Annotated in this window: 15 protein-coding genes and 1 pseudogene; 7 read left to right on the plus strand and 9 right to left on the minus strand. The window is 76.6% G+C overall.

Annotation, left to right across the window (positions count from 1 at the left end):
- Positions 1-363 carry a DUF1304 domain-containing protein gene (locus AB0469_RS09325; RefSeq protein ID WP_366450721.1) on the minus strand — a complete coding sequence of 121 codons (363 nt, stop codon included), beginning with the start codon at positions 361-363 and terminating at the stop codon, positions 1-3.
- 213 nt (positions 364-576) lie between these two features.
- Between AB0469_RS09325 and AB0469_RS09330 the strand changes: the two genes are divergently transcribed.
- The 3 genes from AB0469_RS09330 to AB0469_RS09340 all read left to right on the plus strand — a co-directional run bounded on the left by AB0469_RS09330 (position 577) and on the right by AB0469_RS09340 (position 4,477).
- On the plus strand, positions 577-2,193 hold the full coding sequence (locus AB0469_RS09330; RefSeq protein ID WP_366450722.1) for a metallophosphoesterase family protein: 1,617 nt from the start codon (positions 577-579) through the stop codon (positions 2,191-2,193).
- Between the two features lie 128 nt (positions 2,194-2,321).
- The gene (locus tag AB0469_RS09335) at positions 2,322-3,818 is read left to right on the plus strand and encodes a histidine kinase (protein WP_366450723.1); all 1,497 of its coding nucleotides are present in this window, start codon (positions 2,322-2,324) and stop codon (positions 3,816-3,818) included.
- A gap of 8 nt (positions 3,819-3,826) precedes the next feature.
- Complete coding sequence (locus AB0469_RS09340) at positions 3,827-4,477, plus strand: response regulator transcription factor (protein ID WP_366450724.1); 651 nt, start codon at positions 3,827-3,829, stop codon at positions 4,475-4,477.
- Between the two features lie 318 nt (positions 4,478-4,795).
- Here the strand turns inward: AB0469_RS09340 and AB0469_RS09345 are convergent, their stop codons facing one another.
- The 4 genes from AB0469_RS09345 to AB0469_RS09360 all read right to left on the minus strand — a co-directional run bounded on the left by AB0469_RS09345 (position 4,796) and on the right by AB0469_RS09360 (position 9,420).
- Positions 4,796-5,659 (minus strand): sugar-transfer associated ATP-grasp domain-containing protein, encoded by an 864-nt coding sequence (locus AB0469_RS09345; RefSeq protein WP_366450725.1) that lies wholly within the window; start codon positions 5,657-5,659, stop codon positions 4,796-4,798.
- Positions 5,656-6,846 carry a 7TM domain-containing protein gene (locus AB0469_RS09350; protein ID WP_366450726.1) on the minus strand — a complete coding sequence of 397 codons (1,191 nt, stop codon included), beginning with the start codon at positions 6,844-6,846 and terminating at the stop codon, positions 5,656-5,658. The genes AB0469_RS09345 and AB0469_RS09350 overlap by 4 nt, the downstream gene beginning before the upstream one ends.
- A gap of 171 nt (positions 6,847-7,017) precedes the next feature.
- Positions 7,018-8,166 (minus strand): agmatine deiminase family protein, encoded by a 1,149-nt coding sequence (locus tag AB0469_RS09355; protein WP_366450727.1) that lies wholly within the window; start codon positions 8,164-8,166, stop codon positions 7,018-7,020.
- A 99-nt stretch (positions 8,167-8,265) separates the two neighbouring features.
- Complete coding sequence (locus AB0469_RS09360) at positions 8,266-9,420, minus strand: agmatine deiminase family protein (RefSeq protein WP_366450728.1); 1,155 nt, start codon at positions 9,418-9,420, stop codon at positions 8,266-8,268.
- Between the two features lie 399 nt (positions 9,421-9,819).
- On the opposite strand from AB0469_RS09360, the pseudogene AB0469_RS09365 reads away from it, so the two are divergent.
- A pseudogene (locus AB0469_RS09365) lies at positions 9,820-10,091 on the plus strand (LysR family transcriptional regulator); the annotation flags it as partial.
- Between the two features lie 79 nt (positions 10,092-10,170).
- Here the strand turns inward: AB0469_RS09365 and AB0469_RS09370 are convergent.
- Positions 10,171-10,923 carry an ABC transporter ATP-binding protein gene (locus AB0469_RS09370; protein ID WP_366450729.1) on the minus strand — a complete coding sequence of 251 codons (753 nt, stop codon included), beginning with the start codon at positions 10,921-10,923 and terminating at the stop codon, positions 10,171-10,173.
- A gap of 198 nt (positions 10,924-11,121) precedes the next feature.
- Here AB0469_RS09370 and AB0469_RS09375 point away from each other — a divergent pair, with 198 nt between their 5' ends.
- Genes AB0469_RS09375 through AB0469_RS09385 form a run of 3 tightly spaced genes read left to right on the plus strand, consistent with a single transcriptional unit; the run spans position 11,122 to position 18,280 of the window.
- Positions 11,122-14,412, plus strand: coding sequence for an FtsX-like permease family protein (locus tag AB0469_RS09375; RefSeq protein ID WP_366450730.1), 3,291 nt, complete (start codon positions 11,122-11,124; stop codon positions 14,410-14,412).
- Positions 14,409-17,324, plus strand: coding sequence for a hypothetical protein (locus AB0469_RS09380; RefSeq protein ID WP_366450731.1), 2,916 nt, complete (start codon positions 14,409-14,411; stop codon positions 17,322-17,324). Before AB0469_RS09375 ends, AB0469_RS09380 begins: the two co-directional genes overlap by 4 nt.
- A complete protein-coding gene (locus AB0469_RS09385) occupies positions 17,321-18,280 on the plus strand; it encodes an ABC transporter ATP-binding protein (protein WP_366450732.1) in 960 nt (319 codons plus the stop codon). The genes AB0469_RS09380 and AB0469_RS09385 overlap by 4 nt, the downstream gene beginning before the upstream one ends.
- A gap of 144 nt (positions 18,281-18,424) precedes the next feature.
- Here AB0469_RS09385 and AB0469_RS09390 read toward each other — a convergent pair whose 3' ends face one another.
- The 3 genes from AB0469_RS09390 to AB0469_RS09400 all read right to left on the minus strand — a co-directional run bounded on the left by AB0469_RS09390 (position 18,425) and on the right by AB0469_RS09400 (position 20,532).
- Entirely contained in the window at positions 18,425-18,718 is a 294-nt protein-coding gene (locus AB0469_RS09390) for a hypothetical protein (RefSeq protein ID WP_366450733.1), read from the minus strand.
- Positions 18,719-18,859: 141 nt separating this feature from the next.
- Positions 18,860-19,738, minus strand: coding sequence for a universal stress protein (locus AB0469_RS09395; protein WP_366450734.1), 879 nt, complete (start codon positions 19,736-19,738; stop codon positions 18,860-18,862).
- Between the two features lie 116 nt (positions 19,739-19,854).
- Positions 19,855-20,532, minus strand: a complete 678-nt coding sequence (locus tag AB0469_RS09400) for a CBS domain-containing protein (RefSeq protein WP_366450735.1) — start codon at positions 20,530-20,532, stop codon at positions 19,855-19,857.
- Between the last annotated feature and the right edge of the window lie 236 nt (positions 20,533-20,768).

The raw sequence follows: 20,768 nt of genomic DNA on the forward strand, positions 1-20,768 counted from the left end.
TCACCCGGCCAGGAGGACGGCGCCGAGCGCCAGGGCGCCGGGCAGGGCCTGCGCGGCCAGGATGCGCCGGTTGGCGGTGAGGCCGCCGTAGACCCCGGCGACCACCACGCAGCCGAGGAAGAAGACCCGGACCGGGAAGCCCACCGGGTCCCCGGCGAACAGGCCCCACACCAGCCCGGCGGCCAGGAAGCCGTTGTAGAGGCCCTGGTTCGCCGCGAGGGAGGCGGTGGCGCGGGCGAGGTCCGCGTCGAACCCGGAGAGCTTGCGGCCGGGCGGCCGCTCCCAGAGGAACATCTCCAGCACCAGGAAGTACGCGTGCAGCGCGGCCACCAGGCCCACCAGCACCATCGCGGTCGTCTCCATCGGTGCGGCCCCACCCTCTCGCCGTGTTCACATTTCCTGGACAGGTGACCAGAATAAACAGACACCCGTCCAGGAAGTCAACCTGTGCGCGTACGGCCCGCGGGGCGGCGGCTCCGGGAAACTTTCGTTCAAGAGTCTTCCCCGAAGGCCGCGGGACGGTCGGCCGCACCTAGGGTGCAGACGGTCGACTTCCCTTCGAGACAAAGGCGTTCCATGCCGATTCCGCGCAGATCGTTACTGGCCGGCTCGACGGCCGGCGCCGCCGCCGCCGTCGTCGGGGGTGCGGGGAGCGCCGGGGCCGTCGGGCGGCCCGCGGCCGCGGCGTCGCCGCTGGTGCAGCGCACGCCCAGCCGTATCGGGGTGCCGGGCGTGGCCGGGCTGCACCTCCAGTTCGGTGCCGATCCCGCCACCGAGATGACCGTCTCCTGGATCAGCCCCCAGTCCGTCCGGCGTCCGCGGGTCCACCTCGGGTCACCGGACGGCGGCGCCGGGCGCGCGGTCGACGCCGAGACCCGTACCTACCGCGACGGGCTCTCCCGGCGGGAGGTGTACGTCCACCACGCGCGCCTCACCGGGCTGCGGCCGGACACCACCTACCTGTACTCGGCCGGGCACGACGGCGCCGCGCAGGAGACCGGGTCGTTCACCACGGCGCCGCGCGGCCGGACCGCGTTCACCTTCACCAGCTTCGGCGACCAGGGCACCCCCAACCTGCGCCGGAGCCTCAAGTGGCCCACGAAGGACACGCCGCCGCCCCTCGGCCCCTTCCCGCTCTACACCAGCACCCAGGGCGGCACCGAGGCGTCCGCCGACATCGTGGCGGCGGTCGAACGGGTCGCCCCGCTGTTCAACCTCGTCAACGGGGACCTCTGCTACGCGGGCGTGGCCGGAGCCATCGGCGAGGACCGCGTCGCGACCTGGGCCGACTGGTTCATCAGCAACAGCCGCTCGGCGCGGCTGCGCCCCTGGATGCCCTGTGTCGGCAACGGCGAGACCGAGAAGGGCAACGGCCCCCTGGGCCTCACCGGCTACCAGACCTACTTCACGCTGCCGGGCCCGACGTCCGCCGCCGAACCCGAGACGGACGGCCTGTGGTACGCCTTCACCGTCGGCGCGGTGCGCTTCATCAGCCTGGCCAACGACGACGTGGCGATCGCGGACACCGGTGACCTCTATCTCCGCGGATACTCCGACGGTGCGCAACGCCGCTGGCTGGAACGGGAGTTGAAGGCGGCGCGGGGCAGTGCCGGCATCGACTGGATCGTCGTCTTCATGCACCATCCGATGGTCTCCAGCCACCGCAGCGGCGGTGGCGACCTCGGGATCCGCGAGGCGTGGGGCCCGCTCTTCGACGCGTACGGGGTCGACCTGGTGCTCTGCGGCCACGAGCACTACTACGAACGCTCGCTGCCGGTCCGCGGCACCCTGCCGAACGACGCCCGCACCCCCGTCCCGGTCTCCACCCGTACCGATGTCGCCGATACCGGCCGGGGCACCGTCCACATGGTCATCGGAGGCGGCGGCAACTTCGCCACCACCCAGGACGACCTCTTCGAGGAACCCAGGGCCCGCGTCGTCGTCGATGTGGGCAAGGAGCCCGAGGGCCGGCACCGCAAGCCGGTCTACCTCACCGAGGACGCCCCCTGGCGCGCCGTCCAGGACCGCGTCCACTCCCACGGATTCGCCGCCTTCGACGTCGACCCGGGCACCCGCGGCGCCGGACGCACCCGGATGCACGTCACGTACTACACCTTCGACGGCCCCTACGGAGAGCTGACCCCGGTGGACACCTTCGTTCTGGAACGCCCCCGCGCGGACGCCCGGCACTGACCGCGGACGCCCGGCACTGACTCGGCCGCGGTGCGAGGCCATGTTGACTGAATCTTCAGTCAGGGGCAGGATGCGGAGGGGCCGCAGGCCGCCCCTCCCCGCCTCCCACCCCTCCGAAAGAGCACCGCATGCCCTCCGCACGCCCCGGCGCGCGGTCCGCCGACCCGCGCCGGCGGCCGCCGCCCGCCCTGCTCGGCCTGCTGGGAGACGTGCTGCTGATCGCCGCCCTGACCCTGACGGTGCCGGCGCTCTTCGAGTGGACCGACAGCTGGGGCGTCGGCGGCCTGATCGGTCCCGTGGCCTACCACGCGGCCACCGGCTGCGCGGCGCTGGCGGTCCTGGCCCGCCGGCGGTGGCCGTCGGCCGCGCTGGCGGCCGCCGCGGCGCTGGTCGCGGTCGAACCGCTGACCGGCGGGGCCCTGGCCGCGGTGGCCTACGCGGCGGGCTCCCGCTGGTTCGATCTGCGCCACCGGTCCGTGCTGCTGGCGGTGAGCGCGGCGGGGCCGTCGGCCGTCACCGCGCTGATCACGGCCGGTGCGTCCGCGCCGGTCCGCGCGTACCAGGCCGTGGTCGTGCTGGTCACCGCGATCGTGTGCGGCGCGCTGCCGGGCCTCGTCGGTGCGCTCGCCGGGCAGCGCGAGCGGCTGCTCCGCGCGCTGTGGGAGCGCAACGCCGTACTGGAGCGGTCCCAGCGCTCGGCCGAGGAACAGGCCCGGGCCCGTGAGCGGGCCCGGATCGCCGGCGAGATGCACGACCTCCTCGGCCACCGGCTGAGCCTGGTGGCGCTGCACTCCGGCGGGCTGGAGCTGGCCTGCCGGGGCGGTGATCCGCAGGTCCGGCGGACCGCCGTGCTGGTGCACGGCACCGTGCGGGAGGCGATGGACGAGCTGCGGGGGGTGCTGGGCGTGCTCCGCGCCGACGACGCCGCCCCGGCGGCCCCGGATCCGCTGACTCCCGCGACCGGCACCCACGCGGACGTCGCGGCCCTCGTCGGGGAGTCCCACGCCGCAGGCGTCCCGGTGGGCCTGAACTGGACCGGCCGGGACCTGGACGACGCCGCCCCGACCGCCCGCCGCGCGGTCCACCGGGTGGTCCGCGAGGCCCTCACCAACGTGCACAAGCACGCCGCCGGCGCCCCGGTGGAGGTGACCGTCCACTGCGACACCGGCCAGGTGCGGGTCGGCGTGCGCAACGGGCCCGGGCCCGTCGGCCCGCCCGTGCGGCCCCCGCGCGGCAGCGGGCTCGGACTGGCCGGTCTGCACGAGCGGGTGCGGCTGCTCGGCGGGTCGCTGCGGGCGGCCCGCACGGGCGAGGGCGGGTTCCTCGTCGACGCCCGCATCCCGCTGAAGGGCGGCCCGGCCGCCCCGCGGACGGACTCCGCCGCGCCGGCCGGCCTCGGCGTCATGGCCGGCGCGCAGACCTGGCCGAGCCGGGCCGCGGCGAGCGCGGTCATGGTCCTGGGCGTGGTCGGCGCGGTCGCCCTCCAGTTCGTCACGCTCTCCTTCGTCCCCTTCCCGGAGGACGACGGACCGCAGGACGCCGACCGGCCGGGGGTCTCCGTCCAGGACGACGCCCCGTACGGTCCCGCCGACCCCTCCTTCCCGATCCCCTTCCCGACACCGTGAGGCCCGCCGTGATCCGTGTTCTCCTCGCCGACGACCAGGACCTGGTCCGTGCCGGGATCCGGCTGGTGCTGGGGCACGCCGAGGACATCGAGGTGGTGGCGGAGGCAGCCACCGGCCACGAGGCGGCGGCGCTGGCCGTGCGGCACCGGGTGGACGTCGCCCTGCTCGACATCCGGATGCCCGGCTCCGACGGGCTCGCCGCCGCCGAACTGATCGCCGCCCGCGCCCCGTCCGTCCGGGTCGTCATGCTCACCACCTTCGGGGAGGAGGAGTACGTCGCCCGGGCGCTGCGGGCGGGCGCGCTCGGGTTCCTGCTGAAGGACGGCACGCCGCAGGAGCTCGTCCGGGCCGTCCGCACGGTCGCGGGCGGCACCCCCGTGGTGTCCCCGCGGATCACCCGGCAGCTCATCGACCACTACCTCGCGGCGGACGAGGAGCCGGCGGACCCGCGGCTCGACCGGATCGCCGCGCTGACCGGGCGGGAGCGGGAGGTGCTCGCCATGGTCGGTACGGGGGCCTCGAACGCGGAGATCGGGAAGCGGCTGCACCTCGGCGAGGGCACCATCAAGGCGTACGTGAGCCGCATGCTGGCCAAGCTGAGCTGCGCCAACCGGGTCCAGGCGGCGCTCCTCGCCCGCGACGCCCGGCTCCGCCCGTAGACCGGCCCCGCGGACCGGCGGCCGGCCATCGGCCGCCGGTCGACGGGGCGGGGCCGTCCCGTCAGGGCCGCCGCGACGCACCCGGTGACGCGGACGGGGACGGTGACCCGGACGGGGACGCGGACGGTGACGGGGCCCGCGACGGGGCCCGCGACGCGGACGCGGTCGGCGGGGTGGACGGTACGCCGGCCGGCGCGTCCCGGTAGGCGTCGTGGTCGGGCGCCGGCCGGGCGGGCCCCGCGCGGACGGCGCTCACCGTGAGGAACGCTCCGGCGAGTCCGGCGACGACGATCTTGGAAGTCAGGGCGAGCCCTCGCATCAGTGCCTCCTGTGCCGGGCGGACGCGGTCGCCAGACCGCGTCCGGTGACGTTCTGGATCTGGAGGCCGGGGCGGGCGTTGACCTCCAGGACCAACGGGCCGCGGTCGGCGTCCACGACGATGTCGGCGCCCAGGTAGCGCAGGCCGGTGGCCCCGGCGCAGCGCCGGGCCGCGTCGAGCACCTCGGGCCAGTGCGGGACGCTCGCGCCGACCAGGGGTTCGCCGGTGTCGGGGTGGTGGCCGGTGGCCGCCCTGCCGATCAGGGCGTGGGTGATGCGGCCGGTGGCCAGGTCGACGGCGGCGCCGATGGCCTTCTGGTGGAGGTTGGCCCGGCCGCCGCTGAACCGGGTGGGCAGCCGCAGCATCGCCAGCTGGGGCCGGTCCCCGCGGCAGATCACCCGGATGTCCGGCAGGCCCTGGTGCGAGAGCCGGTCCAGGTCCGGGTGGGCCCGGATCAGCGGCTCGAACATCGCCCAGTCGTTCGGCCGCGGGGAGAACTCCCCGTCCAGGATGCGCCGCAGGTGGTCGGCGACCGCCTCCCGCGTGATCCGTTTGCCCGAGGAGGAGGACCAGTGGGAACGGCGCCTGCCGAACGACAGCATGATCCCGTTGCCGCCGAGGCTCTGGTTCGGCTTCAGCGCCCAGCAGTCGGGCAGGCCGGACCAGTCGAGGGAGGAGACCTCCGGGCGGGAGCGCAGCAGGGCCACGGTGGGGGAGGTGGGCGCGCCGGCGGCGGTCAGGGCCTCCTTGGTGGCGTACTTGTCGTTGACCAGGCGGATCGCGGCCGTGGGGTTCTGTTCGGCGATGCGGGCGTTGCGCAGGTTCATGCCGAGGACGGGGTCCCAGCCGCGGAGCCGGATCACGCGGCACCGCCCTGGGCCCTGGCGGCGGGCGCGAACCTGAACAGCTCGCTCAGCCGCAGCCCGCGGTAGGTCCCGACCAGTACCGCCCACACCGAGCAGGCGACGGCCAGTTGCAGCGGCACGGCCTCCGCGAGGTGGCGTACGTAGGGGGTGAGCAGCAGCAGGGCCACGAGGACGGCCGTGCCCATGGTCAGCGCGGCTCCGGCGGCGGCCGACCGGGCCCCGTCGAGGTCCCACTGCTCCCACAGCCGCTCGGTGATGATCGCGGTGACGACGACGGGCAGGGTCATGCCCCAGGAGTCGGACAGCCCGATGCCGCCGAGGGAGAGCTGGGCCGCGATCAGGCCGGTGGTGACCACGCCGATCAGCACCCCGAGCCGGGCGACGCGCGGCAGGTGCAGGCGCCGCAGCAGCGGCTGGACGAGGAATCCGAGCGCGAACAGGACCAGGGTCAGGGGAACTCCGAGGAGCAGCCCCGACTGCGCGTAGGCCAGCGCCAGCAGGACCGGGCTGAAGGTGCCCAGGGTGTTCAGTCCGACGACGACCCGCAGCAGGACGATCACCAGGGCGGCCAGGGGCAGCAGGGCCATCATGGACACCGGGTCGATCGCCGGGGCCTTGGCGAACAGGATCCGCAGGGCGGACGGGGCCCGATGGGCGTCGGGCCGGGTCAGCAGCCGCTTGCCGACGGCCACCTGGAGCCCCTGGACGTCCTGCCGGCCGAGCAGGACGGGCGTCTCCCGGCGGGAGCGGTTGTTGACGGTGGTCCTGGCGACGAACGACCGTCCGGCGAGGCGCACGGTGGAGTCGACGACGGGCCGCTGTTCCCGGCCGAGCGCCGAGCCGACGGTGATCTGGGGGGCCTTGGCGAGGTCGAAGCCGAGGTCCTTGGCCAGGCGGGTGTCCATCGAGGAGGCCGACGCGCCGGTGTCGACCATGGCGAGCACCTCGAGCGTCCGGCCGTTCGGTCCGCTGAGCCGCACCATCTCCCGCTCGCCGATCACCTCGGGCGAGCTGCCCAGGGACCGCTCGGGCGAGCCGAGGACCCCGAGCAGCAGCAGGCCCACTCCGGCCACGGCCGCCAGCACCTTGAGGAGCACCGGGGTGCGCGCCCGTCCGCTCCGGTGGTCGCCGCGCGGCGCACGGTCTGCGGCCGGCCCGGCTTGGTTCGTTCGAAGGTCATTCACAGGACCAGCTTGGGCGGGCGGGTGCGGCGCGGAGTAGTGGCGATCGGCCAGGGAGGGGCAACGAAAGTGCACAGTCGTCCGCGTCGGGCGGCGACGACGGCCGGTGACGACCGCGGCCCGGCCCCCCGTCGCACGACGGGGGGCCGAGCCGCGGTGGGGAGCGGGGGCCGCTCAGCCGGCGGGCGCGGGCTGGTCGTGGGTGGCGCAGTGGATGCCGCCGCCGCCCGAGGCGATCGCGTCGATCTTCACGGAGACGATCTCGCGGTCGGGGAAGTGCTCCTTCATGATCTGCCGGGCGCGGTCGTCGGCCTGCGCGTCGCCGAACCGGGGCAGGTAGACGCCCTTTCCGCCGATGTAGAAGTTCATGTACGAGGAGACGAAGGCGTCGCCGCGGCCGGTGATCCGGTCGGGATCGGGCTGGGACAGCTCGATCACCTCGATCTTCTTGCCGCGCGCGTCCGTGGCGTCCTTGAGGACGGACTTCGCCTGGTCGGCCGAGCGCGACCACACGTCGGCGGGAGTACCCGGGAAGGCCTTGTCCAGCAGGACCACCCCGGGTGCGACGAAGCGCATCAGGCAGTCGACGTGCGCGTCGGTGATGTCCTTGCCCTTCACGCCGGCCAGCCAGATCACCTTGGTGACGCCGAGGGCCTTCTTGAGCTCCGCCTCCACCCGCTCGCGGCTCATGCCGGGGTTGCGGTTGGAGTTGACCACGGAGCTCTCGGTGAGCACCAGCGTGCCGAGGCCGTCGGTCTCGAAGGAGCCGCCTTCGGCGACGACCGGCGTCTCGATCCGGTCGATGCCGTACTTCGCCAGCAGGGTACGGGCGACCGCGGCGTCGTTGTCGTGCTCCTGCTTGTTGCCCCAGCCGCTGAAGTTGAAGTCGACGCCCTTGACCTTGCCGCCCTCCTCGACGAAGACGGGTGCCGTGTCCCGGGCCCACAGGTCGTCCACCGCGAGCGGGACGACCTCCACGTCGTTGCCGCACGCCTGCTGGGCGGCCTCCTCCTGGCCGGGCCGGGCCATCAGCACCACCGGCTCGCGCGCCCCGATGGCGGCGGCGAGTCCGGCGATGTCCCTGCGCACGCCGGCCAGCTGGTCGCCCCAGACGTTCTCGGACGCGGGCCAGGCCATGAACGTCCGGGTGTGCTTCTCCCACTCGGCGCCGAGCCGGCGCCCGTCCGCGCCGCCGGAGCCCTCCGGGGTGCCCTCCTGGTCCGGGTCGTCGGCTTCGGAACAGGCGGTCAGCCCGAGGGCGAGCACGCTCGCGCCCGCGAGCGAGCGCAGCATGGTGCGGCGTGACAGGGCAGGGATCGACACAGGGGCCTCCGGTAGGCGGGGGAGAGGGGGGAGGGGGCGGGCCGGACGTCCGGCCGGGCCGGCGGGGCGCACGGCCGGCAGCGTCCGTGCGGACGGGGATCAGGGCATCGGCTCGTGCATGGTGGAGCAGTGGATGCCGCCCCCGCCGCCCATCAGGCGGTCGACGTCGAGCTGGACGACCTCGCGGCCGGGGAAGGCGGCCGCAAGGGCCTGCCGGGCGGCCTCGTCCTTGGCGCGGTCGCCGAACTGCGCGGTGATCACGCCGCCGTTGACGAGGTGGAAGTTCAGGTAGGAGTCGACGAACGTCGAACTCCGCGAGCGGACGGTGTCGGGGCCGTCCACCCGGATCACCCGGAGCCGCCGGCCGCGCGCGTCGACCGCAGCGGAGAGGATCGCGAACTGCTCGCGGGCGTCGCGCGCCCAGACGTCGTTGCGGTCCTGGGGCGGCAGCTGGACCATCACCACGCCGGGGCGGACGAACCGCGAGGTGACGTCGACGTGGTCGTCGGTGATGTCCTTGCCCCTGATCCCGGGCAGCCAGATCATCCTGTCCGCGCCGTAGGCGTCGAGGAGGGCGTGCTCGATCTCGTCCCGGCTCATGCCCCGGTTGCGGTTCTTGTTGACGAGGCTGCTCTCGGTCGCCATCAGCGTGCCGTCGCCGTCGCACTCCACCGCCCCGCCCTCACCGACCAGGTCGGCGTAGGTGAGCCGCAGGCCGCGGCGGCGGGCGACGCGCTCGGCGACACGGGCGTCGTCGGTGTGGACCTGCTTGTCGCCCCAGCCGTTGAAGTTGAGGCAGAGCGCGTCCAGTCCGCCGTTCCCGTCGTGGCGGAAGACCGGGGCGATGTCGCGCATCCACAGGTCGTCGGTGGGGATCGCGGTGGTCACCTCGACCTGCGGGCCGCACATGCTCCGCGCCTCACGGGCGCTGTAGTCGTCGGGGACGCACATCACCACGGGCTCGAACTCGGCGATCGTGCGCGCGATCAGCGCGATGTCCTCCTGCACGCCGGCCAGCTGCCGCCCCCACACCGACTTCCGCGACGGCCAGGACATCCACGTCCTGGCGTGCGGGACGTCATCGGCCGGTACGCGGGGGCGCACGCCCCCCGGGCGCGGCGCGCCCGAGGCGGCGGGCCCCGTGAACACCTGCGCCCCGAGGGCGAGGCCGGCCGCCCCCAGCACGCTCCGGCGGGAGGGAAGGACGCTGAGCAGGCGGTCGGCGAGCGAGCGCTCGCCGCGGTCTTCGGTCATGGCATCTCCAGATCAAGTGGACCATCGCCGGTCCGGCGCCGCCTGCGCGGACGCGTCGCGGGGGCGAGGGGGCGCCGATCGGCCGGGGCTCCCGCCCCGGCCTCAGCGTTGCACTGACTGAAAATTCAGTCAAACTCCCTCACGGAACGAACAGGGAGCGGGACGCAGCGGAGTGGAACGCCGACGTCCACCGCCCTGCGCGGGGGTGCGGGGTCAAGGGAGGGGCGCGAGGTCGAGCGCGGCCCGCGCCGTCTCGGCGGGCGACTGCGCCCCGCCGAAGTCGGTGAACCACGGGCGGGAGGTCGCGGGCGCCGCGTTCGGCGGCGACCGCGCGGACGGCGGCGGCCTGCGCCACCTCCGAGGGCGCGTTCGGCCGGCACGGCCGGCCCGCCTCGGCCGGGGGCGTGGCCGGGCCTGGGCGAGCGGCCCGAGGTCGCGCGCACGGCCCGGGACTGGCCGGCGAAGCTGCAGCTCGCCGCGGGCTGACCGCCGTGCCCGCCGCGACGGCGGCCGCCGTGCCGCCCGGGGTACGCGTCCTGCCGGTGCGCGGCGGGCCGGAGGAGGCCCGGCGCCTGCTGCCGGCCCGGATGCCCGGGCCGGCGGCCGAACCGGTGGTCCGCCTGGCGGCCGCCCTGCGGGCCGGGGTCCTCGACGCCGACCCGGAGCCGTGAGCGGGCGGTGAAGCCCCCTGCCGCCGACCGGTCCGGCCGCGGAGCCCCTCCCGGTGCCGGCGGCCGCCGGCGGTGCGCCCTACGCGCCGGGTGCGGGGGCGTCGGCCTCGACGACGCGGCCGTCGCGCAACTCCACGACGTGGTCGGCGAGTTCGATCAGGTGGGGGTCGTGGGTGGCGACGAGGACGGTGACGTCCTTGCTGCGGACCACCGCGCGCAGCAGCTCCATGATCGACCGGCCGGTCTCCAGGTCGAGCTGGCCCGTGGGCTCGTCGGCGATGATCAGCTCGGGGTCGTTGGCCAGGGCCCGGGCCAGCGCGACGCGCTGCTGCTGGCCGCCGGAGAGTTCGCCGGGGCGCTGCTCGGCGTGGTCCGCGAGGCCGACCAGGGCGAGCAGGGTCCTCGCGCGCTCCTCGCGCTCCTTGGCCGGCACCCTGCGCAGCCGCATCGGCACGCCGACGTTCTCCAGGGCGGTGAGGACGGGGATCAGCCCGAAGGACTGGAAGACGAAGCCGATGCGGTCGCGGCGCAGGGCGAGCAGGCCCGCTTCGTCGAGGGCCGCCAGGTCGGTGCCGTCGAGGGTGATCCGCCCGCTGCTCGGGGTGTCGAGGCCGCCGACGAGGTTGAGCAGGGTGGTCTTGCCGGACCCCGAGCGCCCGCGGAGCGCGGTGAGCGCGCCCCGGCGGATCCCGAAGGACACCCCGCGCAGGGCGTGGACGGCCTGCGGTCCGCTGCCGAAGCTGTGGTGGACGTCGTCCACCACCACGATCGGCGTGCCGCGGTCCTCCCGGGCCGGCGCGGCCGTCGCCGCAGAACTCTGATGGGTTGTCATGAAACGTGCTCCCCCGTGGAGTCGAGTGCGCCGAGCCCCCGGACCCGCCTCCCGTACCCGTAGGGCCGCTGTGACTTTCTGATCACATTTGCGCACCTGTCACCTACTTCACGCAAGTCCCTTCCGTTGATCATCCGAATCTGACAGCATCGTCCGCTATCCGGGACCACGAGTCCGGACGGGGGAGGGACTGCACACGTGCTCGGCTTCGTCGTGCGCCGACTGCGCGGGCGATGGCCGCTCGCCGTCGCCGCGCTGCTCACCGTATTGATCACGGCCACCGCGCTGACCGCGCTCACGGCGTTCACCAGCGGCGTGGGGGAGGAGGGGCTCCGGCGCGCCCTGGCCGGCCCGGAGCGGTCCCGCACGACCGTCGTGGTCACCAGCGGCCGTCCCGCCGCCTCCCGGGCCGCGGACGACGCGTCCGTCCGGGCCTTCTCCGGCACGGTGTTCGGGCGGCTTCCGGTGGCCTCGCAGAGCGTGGCGCTCAGCCGCTCCTACGGGCTTCCCGGCGCCTCCGCCTCGGGCCGCGACGCCGACCTCACCCTGCTCGCCGCGCTCGGCCGCACGCACGTGCGGCTGCTGGAGGGGCAGTGGCCGCAGCCGGTCACCGGCCCCGTCGCGGGCGGCGCCGCCCCGCCCCACGTGGCCGTGCCGCGCACGGCGCTGGCGCGCCTCGGCCTGACCGGATCGGCCCTGCCCGCGCAGGTCCGCCTCGACGACCGGTTCGGCGGGCCCGCGCTGACGGTCCTGGTGACCGGCGTGTACCGGGCCGCCGATCCGGACGACGCGTACTGGCGGCTCGACCCGCTCGGCGGCCGGGAGATCCGGACCGGCAGCTTCACCACCTACGGCCCCCTCCTGGTGGACGACACCGCGTTCACGGCCGGCGGCCTCCTCCAGGAGTACCGGTCCACGCTCCTCACCCCGGACCTGGGTACGGTCCGCACCTCCGAGGCCGAGGCGATCCGCACCGCCGCGGGCCCCGCGGGGCGCGACCTGGAGCGCACCGCCGCGCTCCGCACCTCCACCGAACTCCCGGAACTGCTCGCCGAGTCGGACTCCGGACTGCGCGTCGCCCGGTCCGCCCTGCTGGCGGGCGCCCTCCAGCTCGCCGTCCTCGCGGCCGCCGCGCTGCTCCTCGTCTCCCACATCATGACGGTCCGCCAGGAACCCGAGCGGGTCCTGCTCACCGCACGCGGCGCCTCCCGCCGGCGCCTCGGCGCCCTGGGCGCCGCCGAGTCGCTGCTGCTGGCCCTGCCCGCCGCCGTCCTCGCCCCGCTGCTGACACCGCCCCTGCTGCGCCTGTTCGGCCGGGTCGGACCGCTCGGCAGGGTCCACCTGGAGATCCCGGACACCTGGCTGGTCTGGCCGGTCGCGGCCGGCTGCGCCCTGGCCTGCGTCCTGCTGACGACCCTGCCCTCCGTCCTGCGCGGCGCCTCCGCCGCCGTACTGCGCCGGGCCGGCGGCCGGCAGGCCCTGGTGACGGGCGCCGCCCGCTCCGGACTGGACCTGGCCGTGGTGGCCCTCGCCGTCCTCTGCCACCAGCAGCTGTCGCACTACGGGGGCGCCGACGGCGCCGGCCCGGGCACCGGCCCCGCCGACGGCGGGCTCGGCGTGGACCCCGTGCTGGTCGCGGCCCCGGCCCTGGCCCTGTGCGCGGGCACGCTGCTGGTCCTGCGGCTGCTGCCGTTCGCCGCACGGGCCGGCGGACGGCTGGCGGCGCGCGGCCGCGGCCTCGGCCCGGCCCTGTGCGGCTGGCAGCTCGCCCGGCGGCCCGGCCGGGCCACCGGTCCCGTACTGCTGCTCGTCCTCGCCGTCTCCAGCGGGGTCCTGGCCCTCGGCCAGCACGCCGCCTGGTCCGCGTCCCAGCGGGACCAGGCGGACTTCGCCACCGCCGGCGGGCTGCGGATCTCCGGCAGCAGCATGTCCCCGATGGGCCAGGGCGGACGCTACGGGTCCCTCCCCGGCGCGGACCGCCTGATCCCGGTGGTCCGCCAGGACCAGCAGCTGCCGGGCGGAGGCACCGCCGACCTCCTCGCGCTCGACGCCGCCAAGGCGGCCGCAGGCGTACCGCTGCGCACGGACCTGCGCGGCGGCCGCTCCGTACGGGAGCTGTTCACTCCGCTCGCCGCCGCCGGGCCGGAGGCCGCCGCCCCCGGCGTCACCCTGCCCGGTTCCCCCCGCCGCATCGACCTCGACGTGACGGTCCGGTCCACCGGTACGAGCTGGGCCGCCGTGAGCCTGCTCCTGCGCGACCGGTACGGGACCGTCCACACGACCCCGCAGGTCCCCCTGCCCGCCGCCGGCGACGGCACCCTCCGCTTCCCGCTGGACGCCCTGACCGACGCCCCGATCGGCTCGGCCGCGACCCCGCTGGCGCTGGCGGGCATCAGCCTCTCCTACGCGGGGGACGGCGGCCCCGCGGGCGACGGCGCCGAACTCGCCCTGCGCCGGATCGCCGTCTGCGACACCCCCGACGGCAGCGCCGTACCGGTCGCCGCACCGGCCGCGGCCGGCCCCGCGGGCACCGGGGGCTGGCAGCTGGCGCCCCCGCAGCCGCCCCGCTCCTCGGGAGTCCCCGCCCTCGCCCCGGTCGCGGCCGGCTCCACCGACGTCCTGCGCCTGCGCTACTGGGGCGGGTTCGGCACCGACCGGGGCGTCCACGCCCTGATGTTCCCCGCCCCCGCCGCCCCGCCCGCCGCCGCGCTCCCGGCGGTCGCCACCACCGGATACCTCCGCGCCCTCGGCGCCTCCACCGGGGACACGGTCCACCTGACCGTCGACGGTGTGACGGTCCCGCTGAAGATCACCGCCGCCGTGGAGGCGCTCCCCGTGGCCGGACGCAAGGCGCTCGCCGTCGACCTGCGCACGCTCGGCCGGTTCCTGCTGGAAACCGCCGGGCAGCAGGCGTCCCCGCCCACCGAGTGGTGGCTGCCGGCCGCCTCGGCCGCCGACCCGGCTCCGGCCCGCGCGGCGGACCTGCTCCGCGAAGGGGTCAGGACCGAACGCGTCCAGTTGAGCGGGGAGATCGCCGACAGCCTGCTCGACGACCCCCTGAGCGCCGGCCCGCAGAGCGCGCTGGCCGCCCTGGCCGCCGCCTGCGCGGTCCTCGCCGCCATCGGCTTCGCCACCGCCACCGCCGCCGAACGGCGCGTGCGCGGACGGGAGTTCTCGGTGCTGCTCGCACTCGGCGCCCCGCGCCGCTCGCTGGCCCTCGCCGCCGCCGCCGAGGGCGGGGCGCTGATCGTCCTCGGGACCGCGGTCGGCACCGCGCTGGGCGCCGTCCTCGTCCACCTGATGGCACCCCTGGTCGTGCTGACACCGGCCGCGCGGCGGCCGTACCCGCCCGTCCGGGTGGACATGCCGCTCTGGCAGACCCTGCTGACGGTCGCCGCCATCGCGGCCGTCCCCCTGCTGTCGGCCGCCTTCAGCGGTCCCCGGGGCCGCGACATCGCCGCCCGGCTGCGCCCCGTGGAGGAGATGTGACCACCCTGCCGCCGCCGGTGACCCCGGAGCCCTCCGCCCCCGCGCGGCCCTCCGCCGCCGTCCCGCGTCCCGCGCCCTGGGTCGGGACCCGGCTGCGGGCCGCCAAGGCCGGCAGCGTGCTCGCCGCCGTGCTGGCGTTCGTCGCCGTCCTGCTGGCCGCCGCGCTGCCACGGGCCCAGGACCGCGGAGCCGACCAGGCGCTGCGGTCCTTCCTCCAGCGCGGCGGGCCCGGCTACACCAGCCTCCTGGCGACCGCGCCGCCGGAGCGGGGACAGGGCACGGAACGCCTCGACGCGACGAAGTCGACCCTGCTCGCGCACACCGGAGGCAGCTTCCACGTCGACCCGGACTCCGTCGTGTACGGCAACTGGACCGTCAAGGGCCGCGGCCTGCTGAACCCGGGGCTCGCCGCCCCGTCGGGCCTGCCGCCCGTGATGCGCCTGCTGTACGTGCGCAACGCCAGGGAGCACGTCCGGCTGGTGGAGGGCCGGTGGCCGGCCGACGCCCCCGCCGGGGGCACCCCGCCCGCCGCCGCGGGCAGCGCCGCCGAGGACGGGCCCCCGCTGCGGATCGCGCTCTCCCAGCGCGCCGCCCGGACCATCGGGGCCGGCCTCGGAACGGTCCTGACGACCTCACCCGTGCCCGGCGCCGGACCCCGCGCGGAGGTCGTCGGCCTCTACACGGTCCCGGACGAGACCGAGGACTTCTGGGTGGACCTGGGATGTCTCGCCCTCGCCTGCGAGTACCACCAGGGGGACAACGCCTACTGGGCCGCCGACGCCCTCGTCGAAGCCCCCGACCTGCCCCGGCTGGACGGCTGGAGCTCCACGGCCGAGGACTTCTGGCGGCTCCCCGTCGACACCGGCCGGCTGCGCGCGGACCGGCTCGCCACCACCGAGCAGGACATCGCCTCGTACCTCACCGGGCCCGTCGCCGCCGGTCTCGTCACACAGACCGGGCGCGACATGCTCCGCACCAACTCGCGGCTGCCCGAGCTGTTCGCCCAGGCCCGGGCCCGCAGCCAGGCCGCGGCACCGCTCGCCGCGATCGGGCCCGCCGGGGTCGCCGGGGTCGCCCTCGTCGTCCTGTGCCTGGCCGGCGCGCTCGCCGCGGACCGCCGGGAGGCCGAGCTGCGGCTCCTGCGGGCGCGCGGCGGCTCGCGCGCCGGCATCGTCGGCCGGCTCCTCGGCGAGGGCGCCGTCACCGTGCTCCCGGCGGCCGCCGCGGCCACCGCGCTCGCCGTCCTGCTGCTGCCCACGCCCCGGCTCGCGGCCTCGCTGCTCTCCGCCGCGGCCGTCACCCTGCTCGCCCTGCTGGCCTTCCCGGTCCGTGCCGCCGTGCTGCTGTCCCCGCCGCGCCCGGCCTCGCGGTGGCGCAGGCCCGTGGCCGAACTGCTGGTCCTCGCCGCCACCGCCGCCGCGGTGTCGGAGGTGCGCCGGCGCGGGGTCGCGCCCGCGGGCAGCGGTACGGACCCGCTGCTGATCGCCGCTCCGCTGCTGCTCGCGCTGTGCGGCGGCCTGCTGCTGGCCCGGCTCCTGCCCCTGCTGACGGGGTGGCTCGCCCGGGCGGCCGCCCGCGGCCGCGGGCTGGTCGGCTTCCTCGGGCTGGTACGGGCCGCGAGCGGCCCGCGCCGCCGCGGCACCGCCGCCCCGGGGCGCGGCCGGACCGGCCCCTCCGCCCTGCCCCTCGTCGCCCTGCTCCTGGCCGTCACCACCGGCGGGTTCGGGTCCGCCGTCCTGGAGTCCGTGGACGCGGCCCGCCTCCAGGGGGCGCGCCGGACGATCGGCGGCGACGCGGGGATCTCCGCGGTCGGGGCCGGGACGCTCCCGGACGCGCTGGTGAAGGCCGCGGGCGAACTGCCGGGCGTACGGACCTCCGCCGCCCTGTGGACGGACGACGACTCCTTCCTGCTCGGCACCGCCGAGGGCCGCACCCGGGTCACCCTGGTCGTCGCGGAACCCGCCGCGTACGCCGCGCTCTCCCGCGGCCTGGGCTGCGGCGCCTTCGACCCCGCCCTGCTGGGCGGCGGGGCAACGGGCTCCGCGGACGCCCCGGTGCCCGCGCTGTTCAGCGCCGGCCTGGCCGGGAAGGCTGGCCCGGGCACGTACGCACTGCGCCCGGGACCGGGCGGGGAGCTGCGGGTACGGGCCGCCGGGGTCGTCGGCTGCACCCCCGTCCCGTCGGGCCCGGGCGGGGAGACCGTCGTCCTGCCGGCGGGCCCCGCGACGGCTCGGGTCCGCGGCGCCGACCACGCCAACCGGTGGCTCGCCCTCGGCCCCGTCGACGCCGGGCGGCTGCGCGCCCTGACCCGGGACGCCCGCCCGGCACCGCCCGCGACGCCCCCGGCGGCCCCGACGCCGCAGCGGACGGCGCAGCCTGCCCCGGCCCGGGACGCGGGCGCCGGGGCGCGGCGGGCCGACGAGCGGTACCTGGTGCGCACCAGCGCCGAATACGTCGCCGAACTGGGCGCGGATCCGCTCCAGGGTTCTGCCGAGCGCCTGTTCTGGTCCTGCGTGGCCGCGGCCGCCGGCTTCGCACTGCTGGCCGTGCTGCTCACGCTGCTGCGCAACGTCCCCGAACGCGCCGCGCTGCTGGCCCGGCTGCGCACCATGGGGCTGCGCCGCCGCCAGGGCGTGGCGCTGATCCTCGCCGAGGCGCTGCCGCAGACCCTGGCCGCCGCGCTGGGCGGGGCCCTGACGGCGGCCGCGGCGGTGGCGCTGCTGGGCCCGGCGATGGACCTGTCCACGCTGGTCGGCGCGAGCGTGCCGACCGGCGTACGGCTCACCGCGGGGGCCGTGCTGACACCGGCCCTGGGCCTGGCCGCCCTGGTCGCCGCGGCCGTCCTCGCCGAGGCGGCGACGTCCGGGCGACGGCAGATCACCACCGAGTTGAGAGCGGGAGACCAGCGTTGAACACCGACCAGCCGACCTACGAGGAACTGCGCCGCAGGGCGGCGGCCGCCACCGAGTCCCGCACCCCCGCCGCGGACGCCGCCATCGCCTGCGACCGCCTGGTGCGGATCTTCAGCACCGACGGCGTCGAGGTACAGGCCCTCCAGGGGCTGGAGCTGACCGTGGCCCAGGGCGACCTGGTGGCCCTCGTCGGCGCCTCGGGCAGCGGCAAGTCCACCCTCCTCAACATCCTGGCGGGTCTGGACGTCCCCACGGCGGGCAGCGCCGCGGTCGCCGGCTACGACCTCCTGGAGCTGTCGGCGCGGGACCGGCTGCGCTACCGCCGCGAAGCGGTCGGCTTCGTCTTCCAGCAGACGGCCCGCAACCTGCTGCCGTTCCTGACGGCCGCCCAGAACGTGGCCCTGCCGATGCAGCTGCGGGGCGGGGGATCCCGCCGCGGCGCCCGCGCCCGCCAGACCGCCCGGGTCGCGGAGGTGCTGGACGCCCTCGGGATCGGCGACCTGGCGCACCGGCACCCGGCGCAGCTGTCGGGCGGGCAGCAGCAGCGCGTCGCGATCGCCGTGGCGATGGCGAACGACCCCGCGGTGCTGCTGGCCGACGAGCCCACGGGCGAACTGGACTCCGAGACCGCCGCGACCGTCTTCGAGGCCCTCCGCACCGTGAACAGGGAACTCGGCGTGACGGTGGTCGTCGTGACCCACGACCCCATGGTGGCGGGGGAGGTCCGCCGCACCGTGGCGATCCGCGACGGCCGCACCAGCAGCGAGGTCCTGCGCAGCCTGGTCACCGACGAGCACGGCGAGGAGTCGGTCAGCGAACGCGAGTACGTGGTCCTCGACCGGTCCGGGCGGGTCCAGCTCCCGCCGAAGTTCCTGGCGGCCCTGGGCATGGAACACCGCGTGGCGGTCGACCTGGCCCCGGACCGCATCGAACTGCGGCCGGACCGGGCCGAGTGACCCCGCACCCGCCGGACCGCACACCGGCCCGGACGCCCGGGCACGCGAACGGAGCGCACGGCGCGGTGCGGCCCGGCGCGCAGGTGCGGCGCGGACCGGCCGTCGGGCCCGGAGGCCGCCGTACGCGCCCCCGCGCGCCGGGACTCAGACCGCCGAGATGATCGGCGGGGGAGCGAAGCGCACCGCGCCGCCCGCGCGGACGGCCTCCACCGCGCTCTGGTGCACCAGGCGGCTCGACTGCGGATCGGGGCAGGCCACCGGGCTGCCGGCCAGGGCGTACCACTCCCCGCCGTCCCCGTACCCGACCGCGACGTGTGCGCGGCCCTCCTGCCACTCGGTGTGCACGGTCAGTTCGCCCGACAGCGCCCCGGCCTGCTCCGTGAGCACCCCGTCGTGCCCTGCGAACACACCCGGGGTGGTCCATGAAGTGGGTTCCATCTCAGCTCACCTCGCCGACGGCTTCGTCTTCCAGTCCGGTGCCGTTCATAGTGCCGACCCCCGGCCCGCCCGGTCCAGGGCCGGGTGGCCCCCCGCGCGGGACCACCCGGTCCGGCCGCACCGGGCCCCCGCCCCGACGGGTCACTCCCGGACACCCCCCTCGGCCCGGGGCACGACCGCGACGGGACAGTGCGCGTGGTGCAGCAGGGTGTGGGCGACGCGCCCCAGTTGCAGGCCGGAGCGGTGCTCCCGGCGGTGCGCGCCGACCACCACGAGGCCGGCCCCGGCCGTGCGCTCCAGGAGCACCTTGTGCGCGGGACCCTCGACGGGTGTCCGGTGCGGGACGACCCCCGGGTGCTCGCGCAGCGGCCCGGCGAGGGCCTCGTCCAGCAGGGTGTCCGCGCGTGCCTGGTGGTAGAGGCAGACCCCGTCGGCGAGGGCGGGGTGGGGGGTCGTCTCGTGCGCGGGGCAGTGCCAGGCGCGCACCGCCTCCAGCCCGCAGCCGCGGACGGAGGCCTCGCGCAGCGCGAACCGCACGGCCTCCGCGCCCCCGGGGGCGTCCGACACCCCGAGCAGGATCCGGTGGGCCCCCTCGTCGGGCCCGTCGCCGCGGACGACCACGACCGGGCACAGCGCGCGGGAGGCGACGGCCAGGCCGACCGAGCCCAGCAGGAGCTCCGTGAAGCCGCCGCGGCCCCGCGAGCCGGTGACCACCGCCCACGCGGTGCGGCTCTCCCGTACCAGCGCCCGGGCGGGGTCGTCGGCGACCACCGCGGTGTCCAGCCGGACCTCCGGGGCGCGCTGCCGGGCCCGCCGGACGGCCGTCCGCAGGGCCTCGGGGCCGGTCTGCTCCTGCGCCCGCTGTCCCACGGGGCCCGGGGAGAGCTCGCACCATTCCCAGCGGGAGGCGTACACCACGCGCAGCGGGAGCCCGTGCAGGGCGGCCTCGTCCGCGGCCCAGTCGAGGGCCCGGAGCGCGGGCTCGGAGCCGTCGACGCCGACCGTGAGGGGCAGCTCCATCGCGGCAACCTCCTGCGCCGGGCGCTCCGCCGGTGTGGTTCCGGGCCGGCGATGACCCCTCCATGCTGCTCGTACCCCCATCGGCGCGCGAATCGGCGGAGAGGGCGGCGGCGCCGCTACGGGCCGTCGCCCGGGGCGTCCGCGGCCCGCAGCCGGCAGCGCACGTCCACGACGCCCTCGACGGACCGGGCGAGGTGCTCCGCCAGCGGCACCAGGCCCGGGTCCCGGACCCGGCCGGTCAGGGTGGCGACCCCGTGGTCGACGGTGACCGCGACGGCCTCGTGGGAGAGCGGGAACAGGCGTGCGACGACGCTCTCGCGGATCTCCTCGGCCAGGTCCTCGTCGGCGCGCAGGAAGACCTTGAGGAGGTCGGCGCGGCTGACGATGCCCCGGAGCGTGCCGTCGGCGTCGACGACGGGAAGGCGCTTGAGGTGCCGGCCGGCCATCAGGCGGGCGGCCTGGGGGAGGGTCGCGTCGGGGCGGATCGTGACCGCGGGGGTGGTCATGAGGTTCTCGGCGCGGGTGGAACCGGCCTTGGCGGTGTCGCCGAGGCGGCGCATCTGCTCGATCAGGCCGGGGGCGTGCTCGTGGAACTCCTCCTTGGGCAGCAGGTCGGCCTCGGAGACCACGCCGACGACGCGGCCCTCCCCTTCCAGGACGGGCAGGGCGGTCACCTTCCAGCGCCCCATGGCGGCGGCGATGTCCTTGAAGCCGGTCTCGGGGGTGACGGCCACGACCTCGGTGGTCATCACGTCGGCGACGGTGTACGGGGCGGGGGCGGCGGGAGCGGTCATGGCGGGGTCCCTCGGTGTGCGGAGGCGGGCGCCGGCGCGGAGCACGGTCCCGGGCGGCCGGCCCGCCCCGGTTGCGGCGCCGCAGGTCCGCGACACCCTGGAAGAGGCCGCGGTCGACGAGGACCGGGGCGCGGTCGCTCTCGGCCGGCCGGATTCCACCGTGGCATCCGCCGCGGCGCGGCGGCCAGACCCGACCGGTCCCCGGGGAGGGGCCGACCGGCCCAAGCGGGTCGCGG

Origin of the sequence: Streptomyces sp. NPDC093801, assembly GCF_040701585.1 — a bacterium.
Lineage (GTDB): Bacteria > Actinomycetota > Actinomycetes > Streptomycetales > Streptomycetaceae > Streptomyces.